This window comes from Flavobacterium sp. UM26, assembly GCF_057922445.1.
Genome location: NZ_JBVHCY010000003.1, coordinates 258,177 through 281,181 on the forward strand (window position 1 = coordinate 258,177; position 23,005 = coordinate 281,181).

The 23,005-nt window shown below is 36.8% G+C and carries 23 protein-coding genes; 1 reads left to right on the forward strand and 22 read right to left on the reverse strand.

The annotated features are described in order from the left end of the window. Nucleotides 1-18: 18 nt before the first annotated feature. Nucleotides 19-1,461 (reverse strand): glycoside hydrolase family 28 protein, encoded by a 1,443-nt coding sequence (locus tag ACZ1AQ_RS05490; protein ID WP_489631942.1) that lies wholly within the window; start codon nucleotides 1,459-1,461, stop codon nucleotides 19-21. Nucleotides 1,462-1,777: 316 nt separating this feature from the next. Between ACZ1AQ_RS05490 and ACZ1AQ_RS05495 the strand changes: the two genes are divergently transcribed. Further along, nucleotides 1,778-2,797 (forward strand): LacI family DNA-binding transcriptional regulator, encoded by a 1,020-nt coding sequence (locus tag ACZ1AQ_RS05495; protein ID WP_489632062.1) that lies wholly within the window; start codon nucleotides 1,778-1,780, stop codon nucleotides 2,795-2,797. Between the two features lie 561 nt (nucleotides 2,798-3,358). On the opposite strand, the gene ACZ1AQ_RS05500 is transcribed toward ACZ1AQ_RS05495, so the two are convergent. The 21 genes from ACZ1AQ_RS05500 to ACZ1AQ_RS05600 form a co-directional block, all read right to left on the reverse strand. Then, complete coding sequence (locus ACZ1AQ_RS05500; protein WP_489631943.1) at nucleotides 3,359-4,975, reverse strand: UxaA family hydrolase; 1,617 nt, start codon at nucleotides 4,973-4,975, stop codon at nucleotides 3,359-3,361. A gap of 502 nt (nucleotides 4,976-5,477) precedes the next feature. Then, the gene (locus ACZ1AQ_RS05505; protein WP_489631944.1) at nucleotides 5,478-6,920 is read right to left on the reverse strand and encodes a tagaturonate reductase; all 1,443 of its coding nucleotides are present in this window, start codon (nucleotides 6,918-6,920) and stop codon (nucleotides 5,478-5,480) included. Nucleotides 6,921-6,958: 38 nt separating this feature from the next. Next, nucleotides 6,959-7,774, reverse strand: a complete 816-nt coding sequence (locus ACZ1AQ_RS05510; protein WP_489631945.1) for an SDR family oxidoreductase — start codon at nucleotides 7,772-7,774, stop codon at nucleotides 6,959-6,961. A 24-nt stretch (nucleotides 7,775-7,798) separates the two neighbouring features. Continuing rightward, a complete protein-coding gene (locus ACZ1AQ_RS05515; RefSeq protein ID WP_342692737.1) occupies nucleotides 7,799-8,467 on the reverse strand; it encodes a bifunctional 4-hydroxy-2-oxoglutarate aldolase/2-dehydro-3-deoxy-phosphogluconate aldolase in 669 nt (222 codons plus the stop codon). Nucleotides 8,468-8,479: 12 nt separating this feature from the next. Next, nucleotides 8,480-9,502 carry a PfkB family carbohydrate kinase gene (locus ACZ1AQ_RS05520; protein ID WP_489631946.1) on the reverse strand — a complete coding sequence of 341 codons (1,023 nt, stop codon included), beginning with the start codon at nucleotides 9,500-9,502 and terminating at the stop codon, nucleotides 8,480-8,482. A 41-nt stretch (nucleotides 9,503-9,543) separates the two neighbouring features. Then, a complete protein-coding gene (gene uxaC / locus ACZ1AQ_RS05525) occupies nucleotides 9,544-10,944 on the reverse strand; it encodes a glucuronate isomerase (RefSeq protein WP_489631947.1) in 1,401 nt (466 codons plus the stop codon). A gap of 19 nt (nucleotides 10,945-10,963) precedes the next feature. Next, complete coding sequence (locus tag ACZ1AQ_RS05530; protein ID WP_159683796.1) at nucleotides 10,964-11,755, reverse strand: gluconate 5-dehydrogenase; 792 nt, start codon at nucleotides 11,753-11,755, stop codon at nucleotides 10,964-10,966. Nucleotides 11,756-11,780: 25 nt separating this feature from the next. Further along, entirely contained in the window at nucleotides 11,781-12,617 is an 837-nt protein-coding gene (gene kduI / locus ACZ1AQ_RS05535; RefSeq protein WP_489631948.1) for a 5-dehydro-4-deoxy-D-glucuronate isomerase, read from the reverse strand. Between the two features lie 97 nt (nucleotides 12,618-12,714). After that, nucleotides 12,715-14,154 (reverse strand): MFS transporter, encoded by a 1,440-nt coding sequence (locus ACZ1AQ_RS05540; protein WP_489631949.1) that lies wholly within the window; start codon nucleotides 14,152-14,154, stop codon nucleotides 12,715-12,717. A 381-nt stretch (nucleotides 14,155-14,535) separates the two neighbouring features. Then, nucleotides 14,536-15,198, reverse strand: a complete 663-nt coding sequence (locus ACZ1AQ_RS05545) for a 3'-5' exonuclease (RefSeq protein ID WP_489631950.1) — start codon at nucleotides 15,196-15,198, stop codon at nucleotides 14,536-14,538. Beyond that, nucleotides 15,198-17,117, reverse strand: a complete 1,920-nt coding sequence (locus tag ACZ1AQ_RS05550; RefSeq protein ID WP_489631951.1) for a DUF294 nucleotidyltransferase-like domain-containing protein — start codon at nucleotides 17,115-17,117, stop codon at nucleotides 15,198-15,200. Before ACZ1AQ_RS05550 ends, ACZ1AQ_RS05545 begins: the two co-directional genes overlap by 1 nt. Nucleotides 17,118-17,205: 88 nt before the next feature. Then, nucleotides 17,206-17,973: a TerC family protein gene (locus ACZ1AQ_RS05555; RefSeq protein ID WP_489631952.1), complete on the reverse strand. Its 768-nt coding sequence runs from the start codon at nucleotides 17,971-17,973 to the stop codon at nucleotides 17,206-17,208. A 44-nt stretch (nucleotides 17,974-18,017) separates the two neighbouring features. Next, on the reverse strand, nucleotides 18,018-18,386 hold the full coding sequence (locus ACZ1AQ_RS05560) for a DNA topoisomerase IV (RefSeq protein WP_489631953.1): 369 nt from the start codon (nucleotides 18,384-18,386) through the stop codon (nucleotides 18,018-18,020). 33 nt (nucleotides 18,387-18,419) lie between these two features. Further along, a complete protein-coding gene (locus ACZ1AQ_RS05565) occupies nucleotides 18,420-19,001 on the reverse strand; it encodes a DUF1572 domain-containing protein (protein WP_489631954.1) in 582 nt (193 codons plus the stop codon). A 2-nt stretch (nucleotides 19,002-19,003) separates the two neighbouring features. After that, nucleotides 19,004-19,576, reverse strand: coding sequence for a pentapeptide repeat-containing protein (locus ACZ1AQ_RS05570; RefSeq protein ID WP_489631955.1), 573 nt, complete (start codon nucleotides 19,574-19,576; stop codon nucleotides 19,004-19,006). Further along, on the reverse strand, nucleotides 19,564-19,878 hold the full coding sequence (locus ACZ1AQ_RS05575; protein WP_489631956.1) for a type II toxin-antitoxin system RelE/ParE family toxin: 315 nt from the start codon (nucleotides 19,876-19,878) through the stop codon (nucleotides 19,564-19,566). Before ACZ1AQ_RS05575 ends, ACZ1AQ_RS05570 begins: the two co-directional genes overlap by 13 nt. Further along, nucleotides 19,863-20,093: a hypothetical protein gene (locus ACZ1AQ_RS05580; protein ID WP_489631957.1), complete on the reverse strand. Its 231-nt coding sequence runs from the start codon at nucleotides 20,091-20,093 to the stop codon at nucleotides 19,863-19,865. The genes ACZ1AQ_RS05575 and ACZ1AQ_RS05580 overlap by 16 nt, the downstream gene beginning before the upstream one ends. An 87-nt stretch (nucleotides 20,094-20,180) precedes the next feature. Continuing rightward, complete coding sequence (locus tag ACZ1AQ_RS05585) at nucleotides 20,181-20,402, reverse strand: DUF6095 family protein (RefSeq protein ID WP_315142069.1); 222 nt, start codon at nucleotides 20,400-20,402, stop codon at nucleotides 20,181-20,183. 20 nt (nucleotides 20,403-20,422) lie between these two features. After that, entirely contained in the window at nucleotides 20,423-21,241 is an 819-nt protein-coding gene (gene murQ, locus ACZ1AQ_RS05590) for an N-acetylmuramic acid 6-phosphate etherase (RefSeq protein WP_489631958.1), read from the reverse strand. Between the two features lie 225 nt (nucleotides 21,242-21,466). Next, nucleotides 21,467-22,135, reverse strand: coding sequence for a ZIP family metal transporter (locus ACZ1AQ_RS05595; RefSeq protein ID WP_489631959.1), 669 nt, complete (start codon nucleotides 22,133-22,135; stop codon nucleotides 21,467-21,469). Nucleotides 22,136-22,197: 62 nt separating this feature from the next. Then, complete coding sequence (locus ACZ1AQ_RS05600) at nucleotides 22,198-22,962, reverse strand: class I SAM-dependent DNA methyltransferase (protein ID WP_489631960.1); 765 nt, start codon at nucleotides 22,960-22,962, stop codon at nucleotides 22,198-22,200. Nucleotides 22,963-23,005 lie beyond the last annotated feature (43 nt).

Sequence of the window (23,005 nt, forward strand, 5' to 3'; positions counted from 1 at the left end):
TGGTTTATTGTTTGTGGTTTATTGTTTGTAGTTTTCTTTGATGTTTTCGCCATTGATTTTGGTGTCGATTAAGCGAAGGTTCTCAACATGTTCTAATTGAAATGTTTTGCCTACTTTGTCTATGGTAACATTCTTGAAAAGAATATTTTTTACAGGAGATGTAGCATATCCTTTGGCAAGGATACCATATTTTCCTCCGTCTTTTACTTGTACATTTTCTAAAGTAATGTTTTCTACTCTTGGAATGAAGGGGCCTTCATTATCACCCTTGTACACAGAGTAAAACATATCCACTCGTAGTACCGCCTCTTTAACTTGACCTACTTGAAGGTTTCTCACATGAATGTTTTCGATTAAACCGCCTCGTTTGGCATTGGTTTTTATTCGGATGGCTCGGTCTAGATTGGGGCTATCCATCAAACAGTTCTCAACATATACATTACTTACTCCTGCTGATATTTCACTTCCTATAGTTACTCCACCATGGCCATCATACATTTTACAATTTTGAACAATGATGTTTTCGCTTTTAATGCCCACTCTTCTCCCATCAGCATCTCTTCCTGCTTTGATGGCAATACAATCGTCTCCAGTATCAAAAATGCAGTTTTTAATCCACACATTCTTTGAGTATTCTGGATCGCAGCCATCATTGTTGGGACCATGACTTCTTACGGTTACGCCATCAACCACAACATTGGTAGATTTGATCGGATGGATGATCCAAAACGGAGCATTGGTAATGGTAACATCTTGAATCAAGGTGTTTTTGCATTCAAAAAACTGAATAAAGTTAGGTCTCAAGTACCCATTGTTCCCAAAAACTCTTTCTTTTACAGGGATATTTTTTTCGGCCAAATCTACTAAGCGAAATCGATTGAGAGGATCATTCTGACTAGGCATTCCTTGTTTCCAACCATATTCATCTTTACCGCACCAAGACCACCAGTTGTCGTTTGAGGCTTGACCGTTTAGTGTACCTTTGCCAGTAACGGCTATATTTGTTTTTTTGTAGGCGTAAATAAGAGGGGAGTAATTCATTAACTCGGTTGCTTCAAATGAAGTATGTACTAGCGGATAGTAATCGTTTGTATTGGTACTAAATAAGATTTCGGCTTTGTCCTCCAAATGTAAATTGACATTGCTTTCTAAATGAATGGGACCCGTGAAGAATTTTCCGTTAGGAACAAGTACTTTACCGCCACCATTTTTTGCGCATACAGCTATAGCTTTTTTGAAGGCTTCGGTGCAGTTGAAGGTTCCGTCTGCTTTCGCACCAAAATCTAAAATATTGTATACTTTGTTTTTGAATTGAGTTGGTTTCATTGAGGTAATTACCTTATTCATCTGAATCCATACTTTATCTGTATTTTGAGTATTTGTTTGCGCTTTTGCTAGAAAAGTAAAAGTAAAAATAATGGTCAGTGAGAAAAGTGTAACGATGGAATGGTTGAGTTTCATATTAGTTTTGGTTATGCTATTCAATTCAATTGAAAAGGAAGAATATCAATTATGCAATCGATTACACAAATCTAATATTTTTTTTTATATAAACAAAAAAATGCTATAAAAAAACGGGTCGTAAAAAAAAAGTTATTAATTTTTATCATATTCTTAATGAATGAGAATTTATCCTGCTTTTTTAATATCCAAAAAATAAAAAGTTAGCATTAAATAGGAAAAAAAATATTTTTTAATGCAATCGATAACAAAAGAAGGGCTAAATGTATTTTTTTTAGTAGATTTACCAAGAACTATTTCACAATTTATCCAATATATGGACCAAAAAACAACAATTTATGATATTGCTAAAAAGCTCGATATCACCGCTGCAACGGTTTCTAGAGCTTTGAACAATAATCCAAAAATTAGCGAGGCAACCCGAAAATTAGTATTGGAAACCGCCGCTAAAATGAATTATAAGCAAAATAGATTAGCGCAGTCTCTCCGCAGTGGAAAAAGCAATAATGTTGGGGTAATTGTTCCTCGTATTGATGTAAACTTTTTTGCATCGGTTATTCGGGGTATAGAAGAAGAGTTGCATCCTGAAGGCTATCATGTCATTATTTGTCAAACACACGAAGACGAAAAAAGAGAAATTGAAAACATTACAACCTTAATGAATGCTCAGGTTGATGGTATTTTGATGTCTATTTCTAATATGTCCAAAGAAAATGATCCTGTTATAAAGCACGTAGTAGATAAGAATGTCCCGCTCATCTTTTTCGATAGAAAGAAAAAAATGGATGGCGTAAGCTCGGTGACCATCGATGACTTTGAAGGAGGTTATTTGGCTACCAAAAATTTGATTGACGCAGGTTGTACCCGAATTGCGCATTTTTCAGGTGATCGCTCTTTAGAAATTTATGAAAACAGGTTCAAAGGATACGAACAAGCGCTTAAAGATTTTGGCTTAGAATGGAATCCTGACTATGTCATTCAAACCAAGAGTAACGTAGACGCGGGTCGCAACGCAGTAACAAAACTGTTGAGCCTGTCCAATCCTCCTAATGCTATTTTTTCTTCGAGTGATTTTGCGGCCTTGGGCGCCATTCAAGAATTAAAAGAAAAAGGCATCAAAATCCCAGAAGATTTTTGTGTTTTTGGTTTTGGTAACGAACCTTTTACTCGTTTTTTAGAGTTGTCTATTTCTTCTGTTGATCAATCTCCACTTGAGATGGGACGAATGGCTGCCAAAGTATTTTTGGAACAAATAAACAATACCGACAACATTAAAATAGAGAAGAAAGTTGTCCTCAAACCCGAATTGCAAATCAGAAAATCGTCAACTAGATAAAAGCCCCCTTAACCACCACAATAGGTTATTTATTATACTTGAAAATTTAACCGCAAAGTTCACAAAGGTTTACGCAAGGAACGCAAAGTTTAGCCCCCTATCCCCCAAATGGGGGAATATATAAAAAGTGAAAACTTAACCGTAAAGCTCGCAGGGGTTTACGCAAGGAGCGAAAGATTTAACTGCCCGAAATTCGCTATGAATCCGTTTCATCCGTCAAATCCGTGGCAAAATTTTAACCGCAAAGTTTGCAAGGGTTTATACAAGGAACGCAAAGTTTAGCCCCCTATCCCCCAAAAGGGGGAATATATAATAAGTGAAAACTTAACCGTAAAGCTCGCAAGGGTTTACGCAAGGAGCGAAAGGTTTAATCAGTTAACCAGTTGAACAATTAACCAGTTAACCGATTAACCCAAACCACTTCATTCCATCAAAAAAGCTGTTGAAAATAAACTCCAACAGCTTTTTTTTGAAACAAATAAAAAATTCTAAAAGTAATGTAGTGAAATTTAGCAATAATCTTTTAAGATTAAAAAGTTGCTATTCATTAACCACATAATATTATAAAGAAACCCCTCTTTTCCAAGGAATAAAATCATTCTGATTCAGTATAGCGGCTTTTGTTTTAATGGTTCCGCTGGCGACATCGATGATGAATTCTAACATTTCATCAGCCATTTCTTCAATTGTTTTTTCTCCTTTAATGATACCTCCTGTGTCAATATCTATAATATCCGGCATTTTGTTAGCCAATTCAGTATTCGATGAAATTTTTACTACGGGCGCAATCGGATTACCTGTTGGTGTTCCTAAACCTGTTGTAAACAACACCATATTGGCTCCAGAGCCCACCATAGCAGTAGTACATTCTACATCGTTTCCGGGAGTACAAAGTAAAGTAAAGCCCGACTCATTAATGTATTCTCCATAATCATAAACTCCTACAATTGGAGACGTTCCTCCTTTTTTTGCTGCTCCAGCCGATTTCATCGCATCGGTAATCAAACCGTCTTTGATATTCCCAGGAGAAGGATTCATGTCAAATCCAGAACCAGCATCTACTACTGTTTTTTCGTACCATTGCATCAATTCTAAAAAGCGTTTTCCGTCTTTATCATCAATACATCTGTTTACTAATTCTTGCTCAACTCCACATAATTCTGGAAACTCCGAAAGAATTGTAGTGCCGCCCAAAGCCACTAAATTATCTGATAATACTCCCAGAGTTGGATTGGCCGAAATACCTGAAAAACCATCCGAACCACCACACTCCAAACCAATTTTTAGCTTAGACAATGGCGCTGGAGTTCGCTGAATTTTATTTGCTTCTTTTATGGCTTCAAACGTGTCTTTTACTACGCTACTCAACATCGCTTCAATGGTTCCAATCGATTGTTGGTCGTAAATCAACACCGGTTTTTTGCTGTTCGGATTAATAGCATTCAAAGCATCTTTGAAAATCTGAATTTGAAGGTTCTGACACCCCAAACTCAACACCGTAGCACCAGCCACGTTTGGATTATTCACATAGCCCGCTAATAATTTGGCCAAGCTGTATGAATCCTGACGAATTCCGCCACAGCCGCCTTGGTGCGTGATGAATTTTACCTCGATGTTGTTGAATAAATTAGCTTCGTTCGATGCAGCTTCATTGCCAGCGCCGCCCGTTTCTGATTTCACTAACGAACGCAACAAAAGCTGGTAATCATTCTCTTTGGGTTTCATCAACTCTTTTTCAAAAATATCTTTTAAGATTTCGATATTTCTGTTTTCACAAAATACTAGCGGAAAAAACAGCCACACATTTTCAGTTCCTACTTGTCCATCTTCTCTGTGATAGCCCATAAACGTTCGGTTTTTCCATTTTTCAATATTGGGTACCGTCCATCCAATAGACTCTGTTTTTCCAGTAACTTTATCACTTTCGTGCTTTACATTGGTAGTAGACAAAAGCCCTCCTTTTGCTATTCTCGAACTCGCTTTTCCTACCAAAACACCATACATAATGATGCGGTCGCCTGCTTCTAGAGGTTGCAACGCAATCTTATGTTTCATCTTCACATCCGTTTCGATAGTGATGGTCTCGTTTTCAAACGAAAGTACCTCACCAGCGCTAAGATTCACTAAGGCAACAGCTACATTGTCTGTTGGATTTACTTTTATTAATTTCTTTTGCATTTTAATCAAGTATAAAATGTTGCTATTATTTTTCTAAACCATCTCCCAAAACACTAACGTTTCAAAGATTTTTTTTGGGCGTGCCCCTCCCGATACTTCGACAGGCTCAGTAGGTCGGGTCGGGCTATCCGTTCCCGCTTCCCGATAAAAAATCGGGAGAGCTCCACTGCACACGAGCGAAGCGAATTGGCGAAGCAATCCCTCACGCGCAATCTCATCAAGTTAAGGAATTACTCTTTTTGTTTTCACGCAGATTTACGCAGAAAAATCAGTTTAAATCTGTTGAATCTGCGTGCTATTTTTTTTCTTCTTCCTCTTAACTTAATGACATTGTCCTCACGCAATTCCTGCTATAAAGAACGTTTTGTTGTTATTCAATTATTATAGGCGTTTGTTTTAGTATAGTAGGGTTGCATTACAAAACTTCACGCCTATTTACACTATTAGTCGTTATTCCTGCAAGGTCTTTTTTGGACCTTGTAGGTATTTAGAAATCAGCGTACTATTGTTTGCTGAAATTTTCAAAACCTACTTCAATTCCGTTGCTGTTTATTTCTTCGATTGCACGAACTAGAGCCTCTTGTAAACCACTCACTGCCGTTAAATCTTCGTCCCAAAACGCTACGTTAGCCAATGTTTTTTCTACCACTTCTTCCGTAGTACTTGATTTCCAAATTTCAGCAAATGCATCAGTAATATCAGTACTATCATCTACTGGCAAAAGCTTTCCTTTCCAAGTTCCTTTATAAAACAATATCAAACACGCCAATGAAAAAGTGAGATGAGTAGGGATTTTGCCATATTTAGCGACATATCCTAACAAGCTCGGTAGTACTCTCACTTTAAATTTTGAAATAGAGTTCAGCGCTATGCTAGACAAATTGTGTTTGATAAATGGATTTCTAAAACGGTCCAAAATTTCATCGGCAAATTCGTCTAACTCGGATTTGTCCATCGCGATGGTTTCGTTAATTTCTTCAAAAATGGCTTTATGAACGAAGCTTCCTGTAAAAGGATTATCGACCGTTTCTTTTACGGTTTCGTTTCCATACATAAGCGAAAACGGAACCATAGCCGTATGAGCACCATTCAAGATTCGTACTTTTCTTGTGCGGTACGGTTGCATATCGGCTACAATTTTGACATCGAGTTTGGTTTTATTAAACGGCAGTTTTTGTTTCAGCGTTTCGTCTCCTTCGATAACCCAAAGGAAAAAAGTTTCGGCGGTTACGATAAGATTGTCACTGTAGTCGAGTTGTTGGTTGTAGGCTTCTATTTCGGCTCTTGGATATCCGGGAACAATGCGGTCTACCAAGGTATTGTGGAAAGAGTTACTGTTCAAAATCCAAGAAGTAAAAGCTTCTTCCAATTGCCAATCCGAACAATATTTTAAAATGATTTCTTTTAAAGTTTCGGCATTGTTATTAATCAATTCACAAGGAATAATCGTCAATCCTTTGGTAGCATCACCTTTAAAATGTTTGAATCTTTCATACAAGAGTGCAGTTACTTTCGCTGGATAAGAATTGGGCGGTTGCATTGCCAAGGTATCGTTAGCATCATAAGCAATTCCCGATTCTGTCGTATTCGATATGATAAATGCTAAGGCTTCTTCTTTGGCTAATGCCAAATAGCTTTCGTATTCTTTGTAAGGATTAATTCCTTTTACCAAATTGGTAATTAGTTTTTTTTCTTGGATTTCTTGGCCTTTACTCAATCCTTTCATAAATAGGGTATAAAGCCCATCTTGTTCGTTTAGCAAATGAACCATCCCGTTTTCTATGGGTTGCACAACAGCTATGCCCGCATCAAAGTTTACGGTATCATTCAGCTCCTGAAACGCATAATCTACAAAGGCTCTAAGAAAATTTCCTTCGCCAAATTGTACTATTTTTATCGGATTTCTTTCTGTTAATCCTATGTTTTCGCTATTTAATTTTTTCATTTCTAGATATATAAAATAAATATTTCTTTTTCGTTCTTTTAGACACCGCTGAACATTGCAAATCCGCCATCTACAGTGATTCTCGTTCCAGTCACAAATTTGGAAGCATCGCTGAGCAACCAAATCAAAGCTCCTTCGAGTTCGTTGGGTGTGCCAAAACGATGAAACGGAGTCTTATTGATAATCAAGTTTCCTCTTTCGGTCCAGCTTCCATCTTCATTGGTGAGCAAACTTTTATTTTGTTCGGTTAGCACAAATCCAGGCACAATCGCGTTCATTCGGATAGCATCGCCGTATCGTTTGGCCAATTCTAGGGCGAACCATTGGGTGTAACAGTCAATTGCGGCTTTTGCCAAACTATATCCAAGTACTTTTGACACCGCCAAATGAGCCGTTACAGACGAAATATTGACAATACTGCCAGAACCCGTTTCTTTTATGGCTTCGCCAAAGACTTGAGTTGGTAAAATCGTTCCCAATAAATTGAGTTGCATTACTTGTTCCAAAGCCGGAATGTCTAGTTTGAAAATATCTTGCTCAGGCTGAATGATTGCTTTTGGCTGATTTCCTCCTGCGGCATTAACGAGTCCGTCAATTTTACCAAAATGTTGTAGCATTTTTTCTTTTGCGGCAAGCAGTTGTTGTTCGTTTGTTACGTCTGCGATTAACGGAATAGCTTTCCCTCCAGCAGCAATAATGGCGTTAGCTCTTTCGTTGGCAACCGCTTCATTTCTACCTAAAATCCCCACAGCTCCGCCAGCTTTGCTCACACTATTCACGAAAGCCTCTCCAATTACTCCTGTTGCTCCAGTAATTACAATGACTTTTTCTGCTAACGAAAAATTATTTTCCAAAATGCTACAGTTTTAAGGTGTTCGTTAAGCTCTGATGGCTTTGATGATTTCCAAGGTTTGTTTTACTTTTTCTCGTAAACCATCAAAATCTTTGTTGATTAGTATTTCATTTGAAATCAATTGAGAACCGATTCCAACACAAGTTGCGCCAGCATCGAACCAACTTTTCAGATTGTCTTCGGAAGTTGAAACGCCGCCTGTTGGCATAATACTCGTCCAAGGACATGGACCTTTTATGCCTTTTATGAATTGGGGACCGTAAATATCACCCGGAAATAATTTTACAATTTCGCAACCCAATTCTTCGGCTTTGGCGATTTCAGTAAGCGAGCCACAGCCGGGTGACCAAAGTACTTTTCGGCGGTTACAAACTAGGGCAATATCTTCTCTCAATACAGGAGTCACTATAAAATTGGCTCCCAATTGCATATACAACGAGGCGGCAGCGGCATCCGTTACCGAGCCCACGCCCAAAATCATTCCGGGCAATTCCGCCAACGCATATTTGTTGAGTGCTCCAAAAATTTCGAAGGCAAAATCGCCTCTGCTGGTAAATTCCATCAAACGAGCGCCTCCATCATAACAGGCTTTGAGTACCTCTTTGCCAAGTGCCACATCTCCGTGATAGAATAAAGGAATCATTCCTGTTTCTTTCATTACGGTAGCTACTTCGATTCTTGTGTATTTTGCCATAATTTTATTGTTTTATCGTGATACTAATCCCGAAGAATCGCCATCTAAACTGTTTTCTACTTCTTTTAAAGTTGCTAAATTATAATCGCCAGCAATGGTGTGTTTCAAGCAACAAGCTGCCGTTGCAAATGCTATCGTTTTTTGATAATCGTTTGGATACTGTACTAGCCCATAAATCAAACCTCCCATAAAAGCATCTCCGCTACCCACGCGGTCAATCACCGGAGTGACCTCTCTTACTGCTGAGTGATATATTTTTTTACCATCAAACAAAAGTCCGCCTATGCTCTGATGTGAGGCATTTACTGAGTAGCGTAGGGTAGTAGCAGCTACTTTTAAATTCGGAATATATTCTAGTAATTCATTATACCATTTTGGGAGTTGGTCAATAACATTATAATCGGGTGCTACTTTTGGTTTTCCGAGCATAAAAAAAGCAGTATCAATATCGCCTAAAATAACGTGACAATACTTTAGTAATTCAGGCATTACCTCACTTGGATTTTTTCCGTATTGCCACAATTTTGAGCGATAATTTAAGTCACAGGAAATGGTAAGACCTAATTCGGAAGCAGCTTGAATAGCTTCTAGACAAGCTTCGGCAGCATTTTCTGATAGAGCAGGAGTGATGCCGCTCCAGTGAAACCAAGTAGCACCTTCCAGTGCTTTTTTCCAGTCAATAGTACCTTTTTCTAGAGTAGACATTGCACTGTGTGCACGGTCGTAGACCACATTACTGCCACGCACTCCAGCTCCAGTTTCAAGGAAGTAAATTCCCAAACGCTCACCGCCCAAAACCACGTGTTGTGAACCTACATTCATTTTGCGCATTTCTTGAACCGCACAAGCCCCGATTTCGTTGTTGGGAACTCTTGTGACAAATTCTGAAGCAATGCCATAATTGGCAAGAGAAACGGCTACGTTAAATTCTCCTCCGCCATAGCAAGCTTCCAAAGTTTTTGCCTGAGCAAAACGCAAATGTCTTTCCGTCGAAAGGCGCAACATAATTTCTCCGAATGCTACTACTTTACTCATAATATTATTTTTTTGCTGCGAGCTTTACGGTTGTTTTTTATTTAAAATTTAAAATATTCTTTTGCATTGTGATAAGAAATATCGGCTACCATTTTGCCAATCCATTCCATATCGTTTGGCAATTCTCCTCTTTTGATTTCGTCTCCCAAAAGATTGCAAAGAATACGTCTAAAATATTCGTGTCTTGGGAACGATAAGAAGCTTCTAGAATCGGTTAGCATTCCAATGAAACAGCTGATAAGCCCCATATTCGAAAGCGCATTTAGTTGTTTGGTCATTCCGTCTTTTTGATCCAAAAACCACCATCCCGACCCAAACTGAACTTTTCCTTTTACACTTCCATCATTAAAATTACCAATCATTGTAGCCATTACCTCATTATCAGCTGGATTTAAGTTGTAAATAATGGTTTTGGTCAGTTTATCTTTGCTATCTAAGGCATTTAAAAATGAAGATAATTTTTGAGCCTGTGGATAATCTCCGATAGAATCCCAGCCTGTATCTGGACCTAAAATTCGGTGCATACGCGCATTGTTGTTACGCAAAGCACCTAAGTGAAATTGCTGTACCCATCCCAATTCGTGATAGCTTTCGGATAAAAATAACAATACTGCACTTTGAAATTTTAACGCTTCTTCTGAAGTAATGCTTTGGTTCTCTCTTTTCTTTTTGAAAATTGAGTCTATTTCGGAGGCTGTAAAGTTTTCAAAATAAATCTGATCCAATCCATGATCGCTCAAACGACAACCGTTTTGATGAAAGAAAGTAATTCTTTTTCTCAAAGCATCACATAAATCGGTATAGGTGTTGATCGCTATTTCGGCCACATTCCCTAAAGTATCTAGGTAGTCATTGTATCCGTCGTTCGAAATTAAAATGGCTTTGTCAGGTCTAAAAGCCGTACTCATTTTCGTTGGAAAAGGATTTTGATTCAATTTTTGATGAAACTCCAAGCTATCGGTAGGATCTTCGGTAGTACAAACCAGTTCAGCATTAACTTTTTGAAGTAAGTTGCGAGTACTATAAGCAGCCGAGTTTATTTTTGCTGAAGCTTCTTCATATATTTTCTCAGCCGACTTTTCGTTGAGTAAATCATAAATGTCAAAATAGCGCGCTAATTCCAAGTGAGTCCAATGGTACAAAGGATTGCGCATGGTATAAGGAACAGTTTTGGCCCAGTTTAAAAATTTCTCTTTGTCTGATCCGTTACCAGTGATGAATTGCTCATTTATCCCTAACGTACGCATAGCGCGCCATTTGTAGTGATCACCATTTATCCAAACGTTGGTAATATTGTCGAAAATTTTATCCTCGGCAATAAATTGTGGATTTAAGTGATTATGGTAGTCAATGATAGGCTGATTTTTGGAATAATTATGGTATAATTCCTCAGCATATTTATTTTCTAATAAAAAATTATCGTGTATAAAAGTGGTGCTCATACGACAGGATTAAAAGTTATTATTCGTTGGAAGGTTTTCCAATAGTGGCCAATATTCCTCCATCTACATAAAGAATATGACCATTGACAAAATCACTGGCTTTCGAAGCTAGAAAGATGGCCGCACCTTGCAAATCATCTGGGTCACCCCAACGAGCTGCAGGGGTTCTGCTGATAATGAATTCATTAAAAGGATGACCATCTACACGAATTGGTGCAGTTTGACTAGTAGCAAAATAGCCAGGACCAATTCCGTTGGTTTGAATATTGAATTTGGCCCATTCTGTTGCCATATTTTTAGTTAACATTTTCAAACCTCCTTTTGCTGCAGCATAAGCACTAACCGAATCTCTTCCTAATTCACTCATCATGGAGCAAATGTTAATGATTTTTCCGCCTCCACGCTGAATCATTCCTTTCGCTACATTTTTGGAAACAATGAAAGGGCTAATCAAGTCTACGTTGACAACAGCGGTAAAGTCGGCAACTTCCATATCAATAATGGGGATTCTTTTGATGATTCCTGCATTGTTGATTAAGATATCGATTGGGCCTACTTCGGCTTCTATTTTTTGAATGTTTTCGATTACAGCGGCTTCATCGGTTACATCAAAAACGTAACCATACGCGTCGATTCCCACAGATTTATATTCTGCCACTGCTTGATCTACCGTCTCTCTTGAAGCGCGATCGTTTACCACAATTTTTGCGCCTGCGTGCCCTAGTCCTTTTGCCATTGCCATTCCTAATCCGTGAACACCTCCAGTAACTAATGCAGTTTTTCCAGTTAAATCAAAAAGGTTGATTGACATATATTTTTATTTAATAAGTTAGTATTTATCTTAAATCGGTGATTTTGCAAACATCCATATCGCCATAGTCCAAATTTTCTCCCGCCATTCCCCAAATAAAGGAGTAATTGCTTGTTCCTGAACCCGAATGAATGGACCAAGGTGGAGAAATCACTGCCTGATGGTTTTGCATCCAGAGATGTCTTGTTTCTTGCGGTTCTCCCATAAAATGGCAAACGGCTTGGTTTTCTGGAATATCCAAATAAAAATACACTTCCATTCTGCGGTCGTGTACGTGTGCTGGCATAGTGTTCCAAACACTTCCTGGTCTTAATTCGGTCATTCCCATTTGTAACTGACAGGTAGTTACCACACCACCAATGATCATTTGGTTTACGGTACGGTGATTCGCTGTTTCCATACTACCTAATTCAAGTTTATTGGCTTCTGCCAAACTTACTTTTTGGGTTGGGTAACTCGTATGTGCAGGTGCCGAATTGATGTAAAATTTAGCAGGATTCTTGGCATCTTCACTTTTGAAGAGGATATCTTTGTTTCCGCTACCAATGTAAAGTGCGTCTTTGAAACCTAATTCATAGCTTGTACCATCAACTATAACTGTTCCCTTAGCGCCCACATTGATAATTCCCATTTCTCTTCGTTCTAAGAAATAATTGGCTTTTAGTGGGTCTATGGCTTCAAGTTTTAATGGAATAGTAGGTACTGCAGAACCCGCAATGTAACGATCGTAATGAGAATAGGTTAATATGATTTCTCCCTCTTCCATGAGGTTGTCTATCAAGAATTCATCTCTTAATTGTTTGGTATCATATTGTTTTACCGCTTGCGGATTAGAAGCGTATCTAGAGCTGTATTTTGTCATGGTATTTTATATTGTAATCGATTACACAAAAGTATAAAAGTTATGTGAAATTCGTTTTCTTTTTTCGATAATCTTAAAAAATAATATTTCTGTTCTATTATAAATCAGTGATAGGACGGTATTTGGGTACTAATGTTTTCATCACACTCCAACCAATTAAATAAGCTACGGCACAAATAGAGAAAATGATGAAATAACCTGCTTCTATTCCTTTGAAACCCATAAACGCCATATTGGTTTCTTTGCTAAAATCAAACAACATTCCAGAGCCTTTATTGATTAGTGTTGAGCCCAGACCACCAGCTAATCCACCAATTCCAGTAATGGTAGCAATTGCTTTTTTGGGAAACATATCCCCAACCGTAGTAAATATATTGGCCGACCACGATTGATGTGCGGCTCCCGCAATCCCAATAATGATAACAGGGATCCAATAACTGATGTAGCCTAAAGGCTGTGCAACTAAAGCTAATAATGGGAAAAAAGCAAAAATTAACATGGCACGCATTCTGCCCTCGTAAGGATTCATTCCTTTTTTTTCTACAAAGAACGTAGGTAGCCATCCTCCAATAATTGATAGCAAGGTAATCATGTATAACACAAATAGAGGTAATGCAGCTTCTGTAGCATCCATTTCATAAACAGAACTTAGGTAAGCCGGTGTCCAAAATAGGAAGAACCACCAAACCCCATCAGTCATGAATTTGCCAAAGGCAAAAGCCCAAGTTTGTTTGTATTTGAAACAGTCCACCAAGGAAACTTTTGTGCTTGTTTCTGGAATGTAGCCTGCAATTTTGCTATCGGCTATGTCGTCTTGCTGAATGTATTCAAGTTCAGCGGCACTAACTTTTGGGTGTTTTTCAGGTTTGTCATACATAAAAACCCAAAATCCCATCCAAACAAATCCTAATGCTCCAATGATAATAAAGGCCATTTCCCATCCAAAGGATTTGGCGATAAACGGAATGGTAATTGGTGCTGCCAAGGCACCAACAGTGGCTCCTGAGTTGAATATACTAGTAGAAAAGGCTCTGTCTTTTTTAGGGAAATATTCAGCAGTTGTTTTAATGGCTGCAGGAAAGTTTCCAGCTTCGCCTATGGCCAAAATCAATCGGGCAAAAATGAATAAATAGACACTTACATTAATTACCATTGCGGTGTCGTTTACTGTTTTGATGGCTTCTTTTGCTCCTTCAAAACCTACCAACCAGTTTCCTGTGATGATTCCAGAAGTAGCTATTCCACAAAAAGCATGGATACAAGCTCCAAATGACCAGATTCCAATGGCCCATAAAAAGCCTTTTTTGGTATCCAACCAATCCACAAATCTTCCTGCAAAAAGTAAGGAGGTTGCATAAAATATAGAGAATAAAGCAGTGATGTTGCCGTAATCGTTATTCGTCCAATGAAATTCAGGAGCAATAAAGTCATTCCAAGTCAACGATAGTACTTGTCGGTCTAAATAATTGATAGTGGTTGCGAAAAATAGTAAACTGCAAATTTTCCAACGGTAGTTTCCTAGTTTAGTGTTGCTCATATTTTTATTGCCTATTGGATTATAATAATTAATGTAATCGATTACACAAAAATAGATTATATTTTTATATATACAATTTTTTGGTTACTTTTTTTTTGATGTAATAAAACTTTAGATTAATTTTTAAGTAATATGTAATAAAATGCTTTTTTAAAAGGTAAATGATGCATTTTTATAAGTGGCTTTGAGATTTCGATACATACTTTTTAAAAAGAAAAAAAATCGAACTATTTTTTCGAAGTAAGGAATATGGGCTAAAGTGAGTTGCTAGAGTAATAAGTACTCTATATTGTAATTGTAAAATTGCAATTGTACATGCTTTCTGTTACACTTATAGGGCGGTGTAGAAAAGGTAAATGAATGTAACTTTAGTCTATTCAATTATTTTAAATAATCATTCAAGTTGAAATCTTTGTTGTACTTTAATTTATGGATGATTTTAAGGAAAGCAATGGCGGTAATATAAGCATCGCCCATTGCGGTATGCCTGTCTTTTTTTGAAATATCAAATTTGTCTGCCAATTCATCCAGACTATAGTTGTCTTTTTTTTCTAACAAGTTTGATTTTAGTAAGGTTTCTTTATACAACGTAGCAGTATCTAAACTTTTATTTTTTAGTCGGGGAAGGCCGTTTCTTTCTAGCGCTTTGTTGATCATTCCAATATCAAAATAGGCATGATGGGCTACAATAATGGCATCACCAAGATATTCCAAGAATTGTTGTAAGGCTTCTAATTCAGTGGGACGGTCCAAAATCCATTGTTTTAATATTCCGTGAATTTTAGCACTATTTTGATCGTAATGATCTTGTTCTATGAATACTTCTAAGCTATCTTTCAGCGAGATTGTATTGTTTTGTAACGAAACGGCACCTATGCATAAAATACAATCTTTTAAATAATCAAATCCTGTAGTTTCAGTATCAAGAACTACAATTCGTGTGGCTTCAATTGCTTCAATTGACCATTTTTTTTCGGATAAAGTATCAGTGCTGAAAAGCTTTGATTTAATAAAAGGCACTATTTTTTTTAGAAAATCTTTCATCACAATATGTTTGAGGCATTAAATCGAACGGTAATGAGTTCTTGCAAATCTTTAATAGTTTTAAACGTATTTTTGAGTTTTATTTTTTCGAGTTTGGTTAGGGAATCCAAAGCAATATATTGCCCAGAATCATTATGCAATAGGCCTTGTTTGGTTCTAAATTTCAGTAAGGCTTTATAGGAATAAGCACAAGATAAATACAGTTCCCGATTGTTAGGTTCTAGTTCTGCTAATTTTTCAAAGCGTTCTGCGGTATTGCTGATTGATTTTACAGAATGGTATAAAATTAATAGTCGTGCGGCATCGGCAAGTGGCATCAAAGCTCTGTTTTTGATGTTGAAGGTGTCTTTGTTCGCTCCGTCTTGTTCTACCAAGAATTGTCTAAAGAAACCAGTAGGAGAGGGACTTTGTAAAGCACCGCTAACCAAATGCAGATAAAATACTGGATTGGCTTTTATCGTTTCAAAAATATAGTCAGATAATTCATTTACAATTTTACTATCACCATAAGTCAACGAATAATCAAAGAAGATAAAGGATAATAAGACTTCATTTTTGCCTGTATTGGTTATCCAAAGCAATACTTTCTTTTTCCATTCTGATATACTCAAACACCAATTGGGATTCGAGGCCATCATTTCGGCGGGACAATAATCGTATCCAATTTCAAACAATCCTTTATTGACATGAGTAGCCAATGCTAAGAAATAGTTTTTAGTTTCTGAGGTTTTCTCTTCAGGGACATCTTCATAGACCAAAGCATTGTCTTGATCTGTATGCAACAATTGCTCACTTCTACCTTGACTTCCTAACGCGAGCCATGAAAAAGCAACTGGAGGTGGAGTTTTCATTTTTTTTAGCGAAAGTTTGATGACTTGTTGTATGCAAACGTCATTCAATTCAGTAATGATTTTTGAAGTAAGCGTCATAGGGATATTTTGGTCAATATATCCTTGTAACAAACGCATGATGTTTTGCCTGATAGGTTTTATTTCTTTGCTTTTTTTACATCTTTTGATGGCTTTGATGAGTACGGCTGGATTATTACCTATGGCTACCATTACATCATGTTTGGAAAGAATACCAACCGCTTTGGTATTAGGAGTTCCGTCTTTAGTCAAACACAAATAGCTAATGTTGCTTTTTATCATAGCCATTTGCGCTTGCGTGATTGTCATTTTTTTGGGATACGTAATCACTGGGCTATTCATTATTGAGGCCGCTTGAGCAGTAATAGGAAAGGCACCTGTCACGATTTTATTGCGTAAATCTTTGTCGGTTACAATGCCAATAGGGAGTTCGTTTTCAACTACTAAAATAGCGCCCACATTTTTTTTGGTCATCATCTCGGCAATGCTATTGGCAGGTGTTGAGGGCGCACAAGTAATGATTTTTTTGGAGTATTTGACAGGTTGAAAATCCAAAAGTTTTTGGCTACCTCTCAAAATTTCTTCATTGACTACTTCGCCATAAAGCCTGCCGCGATGGCTTTCAGAATAGGGATTCTCGGTATTTGAAGCAAAACTTTCAATCAAAAAATTAGCTACATCCTTATTCTTTAATGCATAAGGTTTGAATAAGTCACTCGGAATGGCATAAAGGATGCTTTCTTCGTGAGCACGAGCTTCCATTTTGTAATTTTCATGTGTAATGAGTGGTCTTAAACCAATAAGGTCACCTTCGTCTGAAATATTGATGATTTCGTTTTTGCTTCCTTTTTTCAAGGCAACAGCGCCTTTATGGATAACATAAAATGAATCGTGTGCGGCTTCATTTTCTTCAAAAACAATGCTGTCTTTTTCTTTATAAATAATTGAAACTTCTTCAGATAGGGTGTTGATTTCTCTTAAGTTTAAAAAACTGAAAGGCGGATAATTTTTTAAAAAATCCGCAACTCTCTGTGAAATGGTATTTTTCATTATAGCAATTTTTCTTGTTTTGAAATGTACTAAAAAGAGGGGTAGCCTTATAAAAAAAGCTTCCAGTTTTGGAAGCTTAATTTTGTTGTTATTTCTTTTTGGTTTTCATATTTAATATTTCGACGAACAGAGAAAATGAAATGGCAAAGTACAAATAGCCTTTAGGTACTGGCGTGACGTGACTTCCGAAGATTAATGCATTGGATAAATGAGCGCTTTCTGTCAATAACATAAAGCCAATCAAAATCAAAAAGGATAAACCTAAGATTTGAATAGAAGGATGTTTGTTTACAAAATTACCTACCGGAACAGCAAATTGCATCATAATGAAAACTGAAACAATTACAGCAGTAATCATAATGTAAATTGCACCAGGAACTCCATTGGTCATCCCAACTGCAGTAAGAATACTGTCGAAAGAAAAAACCAAATCAATCATAATGATTTGTAGAATGACACTTTGGAAAGATTTGGTTGCTGCTTGGCGCAATTCTTTTTCTTCATGTCCCTTTTCATCTACTTTTTCACGGATTTCGTTGGTGCTTTTGTAAATAAGGAACAATCCTCCCAACAATAAAATAATGCTTTGTCCAGTAATCCCCGCCTGTAACCATCCCCAGTCGATGGTGAGCCATGGCTTTTTCATTTGAATCAACAAATTGATACCGAACAGCAAAGCGATTCGCATAAACATGGCCAAAAACATTCCAATTTTGGTGGCTTTTTTACGTTTTTCTTCAGGTAACTTTCCTGTGGCAATCGAAATAAAAATTATGTTGTCAATCCCTAAAACAATTTCCAGAAAAGTTAAGGTCAATAAGGCAATCCAAGCATCAGGATTCAGAAATACTTCCATTTGGGATGTGTTAAAAGTTAAGATTTATGTTTTTGGATAAGGAACTATAGTTTAGTAACAGTTCCTGTTTGTTTAGCATCCGAACCTACTATACCAAACTCAAAGGTATACGAATTGGCTGTTGTGGTCAGGATTTTCATTTGTATGGCTTTTTCTTCCGCCATATTTTTTGGATGTTTTTTTTGTAAAATATACTCGCAATCGTTGACCCAACGAATGGTAGCTGTATCGGTTTTACCTTCAAAAGTCTCAATTTCGATGCTGTCCTTGCGTTCAAAAACGGTTGTTTTTTTGACACCATTGACTTCGTATTCAAATTTGAATTTTCCAGTTTTAAAATCGGAGCATTTTCGTTCTACATTATAGCAGGAAATCATGCTTAAAATAGCCAATACGCTTATTATTTTTTTCATATAGTGATGTGCTTACAGATGGGTTTTAAAGTTTTATTGGTTTTTCAATCGATTTGTTTCTTCATCGGTGAAGTGTTGTCTTTTCTTTTCTTGAGCAAATTTTGCTGAATTGTAACTTTGAGATTTGTTTTTGGGGATGGATAAACTTTCCCAGTCTCCATTTTTCAATTGTTTGGCTGAGAAGACAATTTGTCCAATGTGATAAGGATAATGAGCTAATTGTCTGTTTATGGCTTCCATAACAGTATGACCTTCATTTCGAATGTAAATGATGGTATTCAATTGCTCTGGTTGAAGACTCTCAAGGGTGTTTAAAAAACAATTCCAGCCTTTATCCCAATGCGACATTACTTCGTCTTTAGTATTCCAATTATTTTCAAATTCGGCATCTCTATTTCTGAAGTCCTTTTCACCATCGGTAGTTAAAAAATCAGTCCAACGCGAAAGCATATTTCCCGACAAATGTTTTACAATCAAGGCAATACTATTGGTTTCGTCGTTTAAAGCTAGAAACAATTGTTCTTCAGCTAATTGATTAATAGCTTTTTCTCCCAACAATTTATAATACAAAAATTGCTTTTTTACACTTTCAAGATAGATTGCATTTTGCTCCATAACTACTCTATTTTAATATCGTATTTATCCAAAAGGCCTACGATTCCTTGTGTAGTAAATTTAGCTTTTTTCATCGGATTGAATTCGGGGTCGATGCTGTAATTGTAGGCGGTTCTAAAATCGGTTCCTGCCAATTGGGTATCGTTAAAAATCGCACGGTCAAGATTGCAATTATCAAACACACTATTGTTCAGTTGTGTCCCAATGAAAGTTACTTCTTTAAGCGAACATCCTGAAAATTGAGTTTTTGGCATTTTTTTATTGGCAAAAGACGCGTAATCCAATACGCTATCTTGAAAACCCACATCGAATAAAAAATCATTACATCCTTGAAATTGAATGCCCAAGAGTTTACAGTTTTTGAAACGAACGGTTTTTAAGCTACTGGCTGCAAGTTGCACCATAGATAAGTTGCAGTCTATAAACTCGCAATCCATAAAGGTGTTGTTGCATAAATCACTATTGGAGAAATCACAGTTTTTAAACACGCAATCTTCAAACTCGCGATGGTTTATTTTTTGATCAACAGCGATGACCTTTTCAAAGGTTTTCTGAACGTTAATTAGATTTTCCATGGTAATTTTTTAGATTTTCTAGCAGTATGTCTTATCCGAAGAATTTGAATGGTTGAGTCGGATATTCTATAAGAAATGCTGTAATCATAAATGTAATATACTCTAAAGGTTCCGTCGTTGTTAACTTTGTTGCTGTCAAGTTTGTAAATTTCGGGTTGCGTTTTTAAAATTTCAGTGCTGTCAAAAATGGTTGCAATTACTTTATCTGCAATGTGAATTGATTTACTTTCAAAGAAAATGTAAAAATGGATATCCTCTAATTGTTCTAAAGCATTTTTTGACCAAATTATTTCCTTCCCCATTTTTTTGAAAGATTTTTTGCGTCTTCTTGAGTGTAGTATGCACCATCATTAATGCTTTTTAAAGCGGCATCGATATCTGCATTGTATTCTGCAACAGTAGCTTCTTTGGAAGTGTTGATTGTTTCTAAAAGGCGTTTTATTTTTTCAATAAAATTAGGGTCTTTTACCTTATCGATTTCTTGATGAATCCAGTTTATGTCAGCACGAATATCCATATGATACAATTTTTGTAAATATACAATTTATCTTTATTATTCAGTATTTTGAGAAAGAGGCCTTTTTAAAATTAGGCATTAACTTGTTCAATCGTTGAATAAAGCTTTCATAATCCATCTAAGGCCTGTAAAGATTAAGTACATCGATGCCAAACAAGCAATGATTCCTATGCCGAGCACTAAATAATGCCAATTCGTATGTTGGTTCATAAAGGCGTTATAAATGATAGACGGGCCAAGGAAGAGTAGAGGTAAAGCTCCCGATAAATATTTGATTCCTTTGGATAAAAAGTCTTTGTTGGTTGCCATTTAAAGTGAGATGTTAGAGTTTAATTTTCAGGGTTGAAGTTGTCTACCGCTTTTCGGACGCTTCCATATTTGGCTAATAATTCGGATGCTTTTTCGTAAGACACTGGAATTTCTCCCATAATCATCTTCACGCCACGGTCTACCAATTTGGCATTGCTCAATTGCATATCGACCATTTTGTTGCCTTTTACTTTGCCAAGCTGAATCATAGTAGCCGTCGAAATCATATTGAGAACTAATTTTTGAGCGGTACCTGCTTTCATTCTCGAACTTCCTGTAACAAATTCTGGACCTACAATGACTTCGATTGGGAATTTAGCGGTTTGTGACAACGGACTTCCTGCATTGCAAGAAATACTTCCTGTGCTGATTTGTTTCTCGTTGCAGGCTTTTAATCCGCCAATGACATATGGAGTGGTACCTGAAGCAGCTATACCTACTACTACATCATTTTCATTGATCTTGAATTCTTGTAAATCTTTCCAAGCTTGTTCCGCGTCATCTTCAGCATTTTCTACAGCTCTGCGGATGGCTTTGTCTCCACCAGCAATAATGCCCACAACTAAATCAAAAGGAACTCCAAAAGTAGGTGGACATTCCGATGCGTCGACCACACCTAATCTTCCAGAAGTTCCAGCTCCAATATAAAAAAGGCGTCCTCCTAGTTTCATTTTGGCTACAATTTCGTTTACCAAAGTTTCGATTTGAGGTAAGGCTTTTGCAACTGCTAAAGGTACCGTTTGGTCTTCTTGATTGATATTGTGTAGCAATTCCTGAACCGACATTTTTTCTAAATGTTCGTATTTTGAGGATTGTTCAGTGGTTTTAGTGAAGGTCATAATGAAATAAAACTTTTTCTTGTAAAAATAGGAATTTATTGGATACCATTTTTTTTGCGTGATGGATTACTTCACACACATTTATTTACATAGGTGTTCAGTGAATTTATTTGAAGCTAACTACCGAAGTAGCGCGTAAAGCCCGACCGCATAGGGCAAAAGGGCTTTATAAACGATGCTATAAGTAAGCCCCTTTGCGCTATGGGGGCACACCCAAATTATTTTTTAAATGAAAAAAGCTAGGGCGATTCCTAGAATAATCATCGATACTTTGGCTACGTTGAATTTGTGTCCTTCGCTACTTTCGAAAATGATGGTAGAGGAGATATGAAACAAAATTCCAATAACTATAGCGGTAATTTCTATTGTATAGTCTTGTAGTTTGGGAATATAATCTGAAGCTAAAGTGCCGAAAGGGGTCATCATAGCAAAAGTAATCATGAACGCAAAAATGGCTTTTTTGTTGAGTTGTGCTTGTACAAAAAAGGTAGTCAAGATAATGGCGATAGGCAGGTGGTGAATAGCAATTCCGATAGCCAAGTCATGATGATGTCCGACAGGGAAACCCTCTAAAAAGGCGTGTATACAAAGGCTGATGAATAACAACCAAGGCATTTGATGCATTTTGTCATGACCGTGTACGTGACCATGTTCTGCTCCTTTTGAGAAAAATTCTAACAAGATTTGAAATAAAATTCCCAGCATGATATAGATGCCTATTGTGTTATTTTTGGTGGCATATACATCTGGTAATAGGTTGATTACAGTAATAGATAGCAAAAATGAACCACTAAACGCCAATAAGAGTTTTAAATTGGATTTTTTTTTAGGCTTGATTACTAATGCCAAGACATAGCCAAGGATTACTGCAATTAAAGGCAAGAGGTAATTCATCTTTTTTATTTAATTGGTTTTATAATCGTAAGGTTTAAACGATTATAGTTAAAAAATGTAATTTACTTAAAAATCATAATTAAACGTTCACTTTCGGTTTTGTGGAACTTTTTAAGCTTGTAATCACCAAAAATATCCAACAAATAAATACCAGCTTCGTCCATTAGCTCTTGAAAATCTTGTAAACTAAAAGCTCTTACTTTTTCGGTGAAATGGTACTGTTCTCCTTGGTCTTCAAAGCTTATTTCTTTGTAAATATGTTCTTCTTTTACATATCGTTTGATGTGAAAATCGATTTGGTCTACCGTTTTAACTTCTTCGGGAACTAGGGTTTCAATGACTTGATTGACATTCATAAAATCGATCACGGCAAATCCAGTTTCGGATAGACTGTCTTTGATGGCTATTAACGTTTTCAGATTATCGGCTTCGTCTTCAAAATAGCCAAAACTGGTGAATAGATTGAAAATAGCATCAAATTTTTCCTCAAAAGGTTCACGCATATCGTGCACTTTGAAGGATAAATGGGTGTTGTTGTTCTTGCTCGCTTCAGCAATGCTGTTTTCTGATAAATCGGCGCCCAAAACATTGTATCCTAATTGACTCAAATAAATGGCGTGACGCCCTTTGCCACAGGCCAAATCTAAGACTTTTGCTTTGTCAGGTAAGTTGAGATATTGCGTCAAATTATCCATAAAAATTTGCGCCTCACGATAGTTGCGTTCTTTGTAAAGAATATGATAGTAAGGTGTGTCAAACCAAGAGGTAAACCAATTTTTGGTGGAAGGCTCTTGATGTTTTATAGAGGGTTTGTGGTCTTCAGACATTTATTCGTTTTCATTTAATTTAAGTCCGGCAAATTTAGTGTAT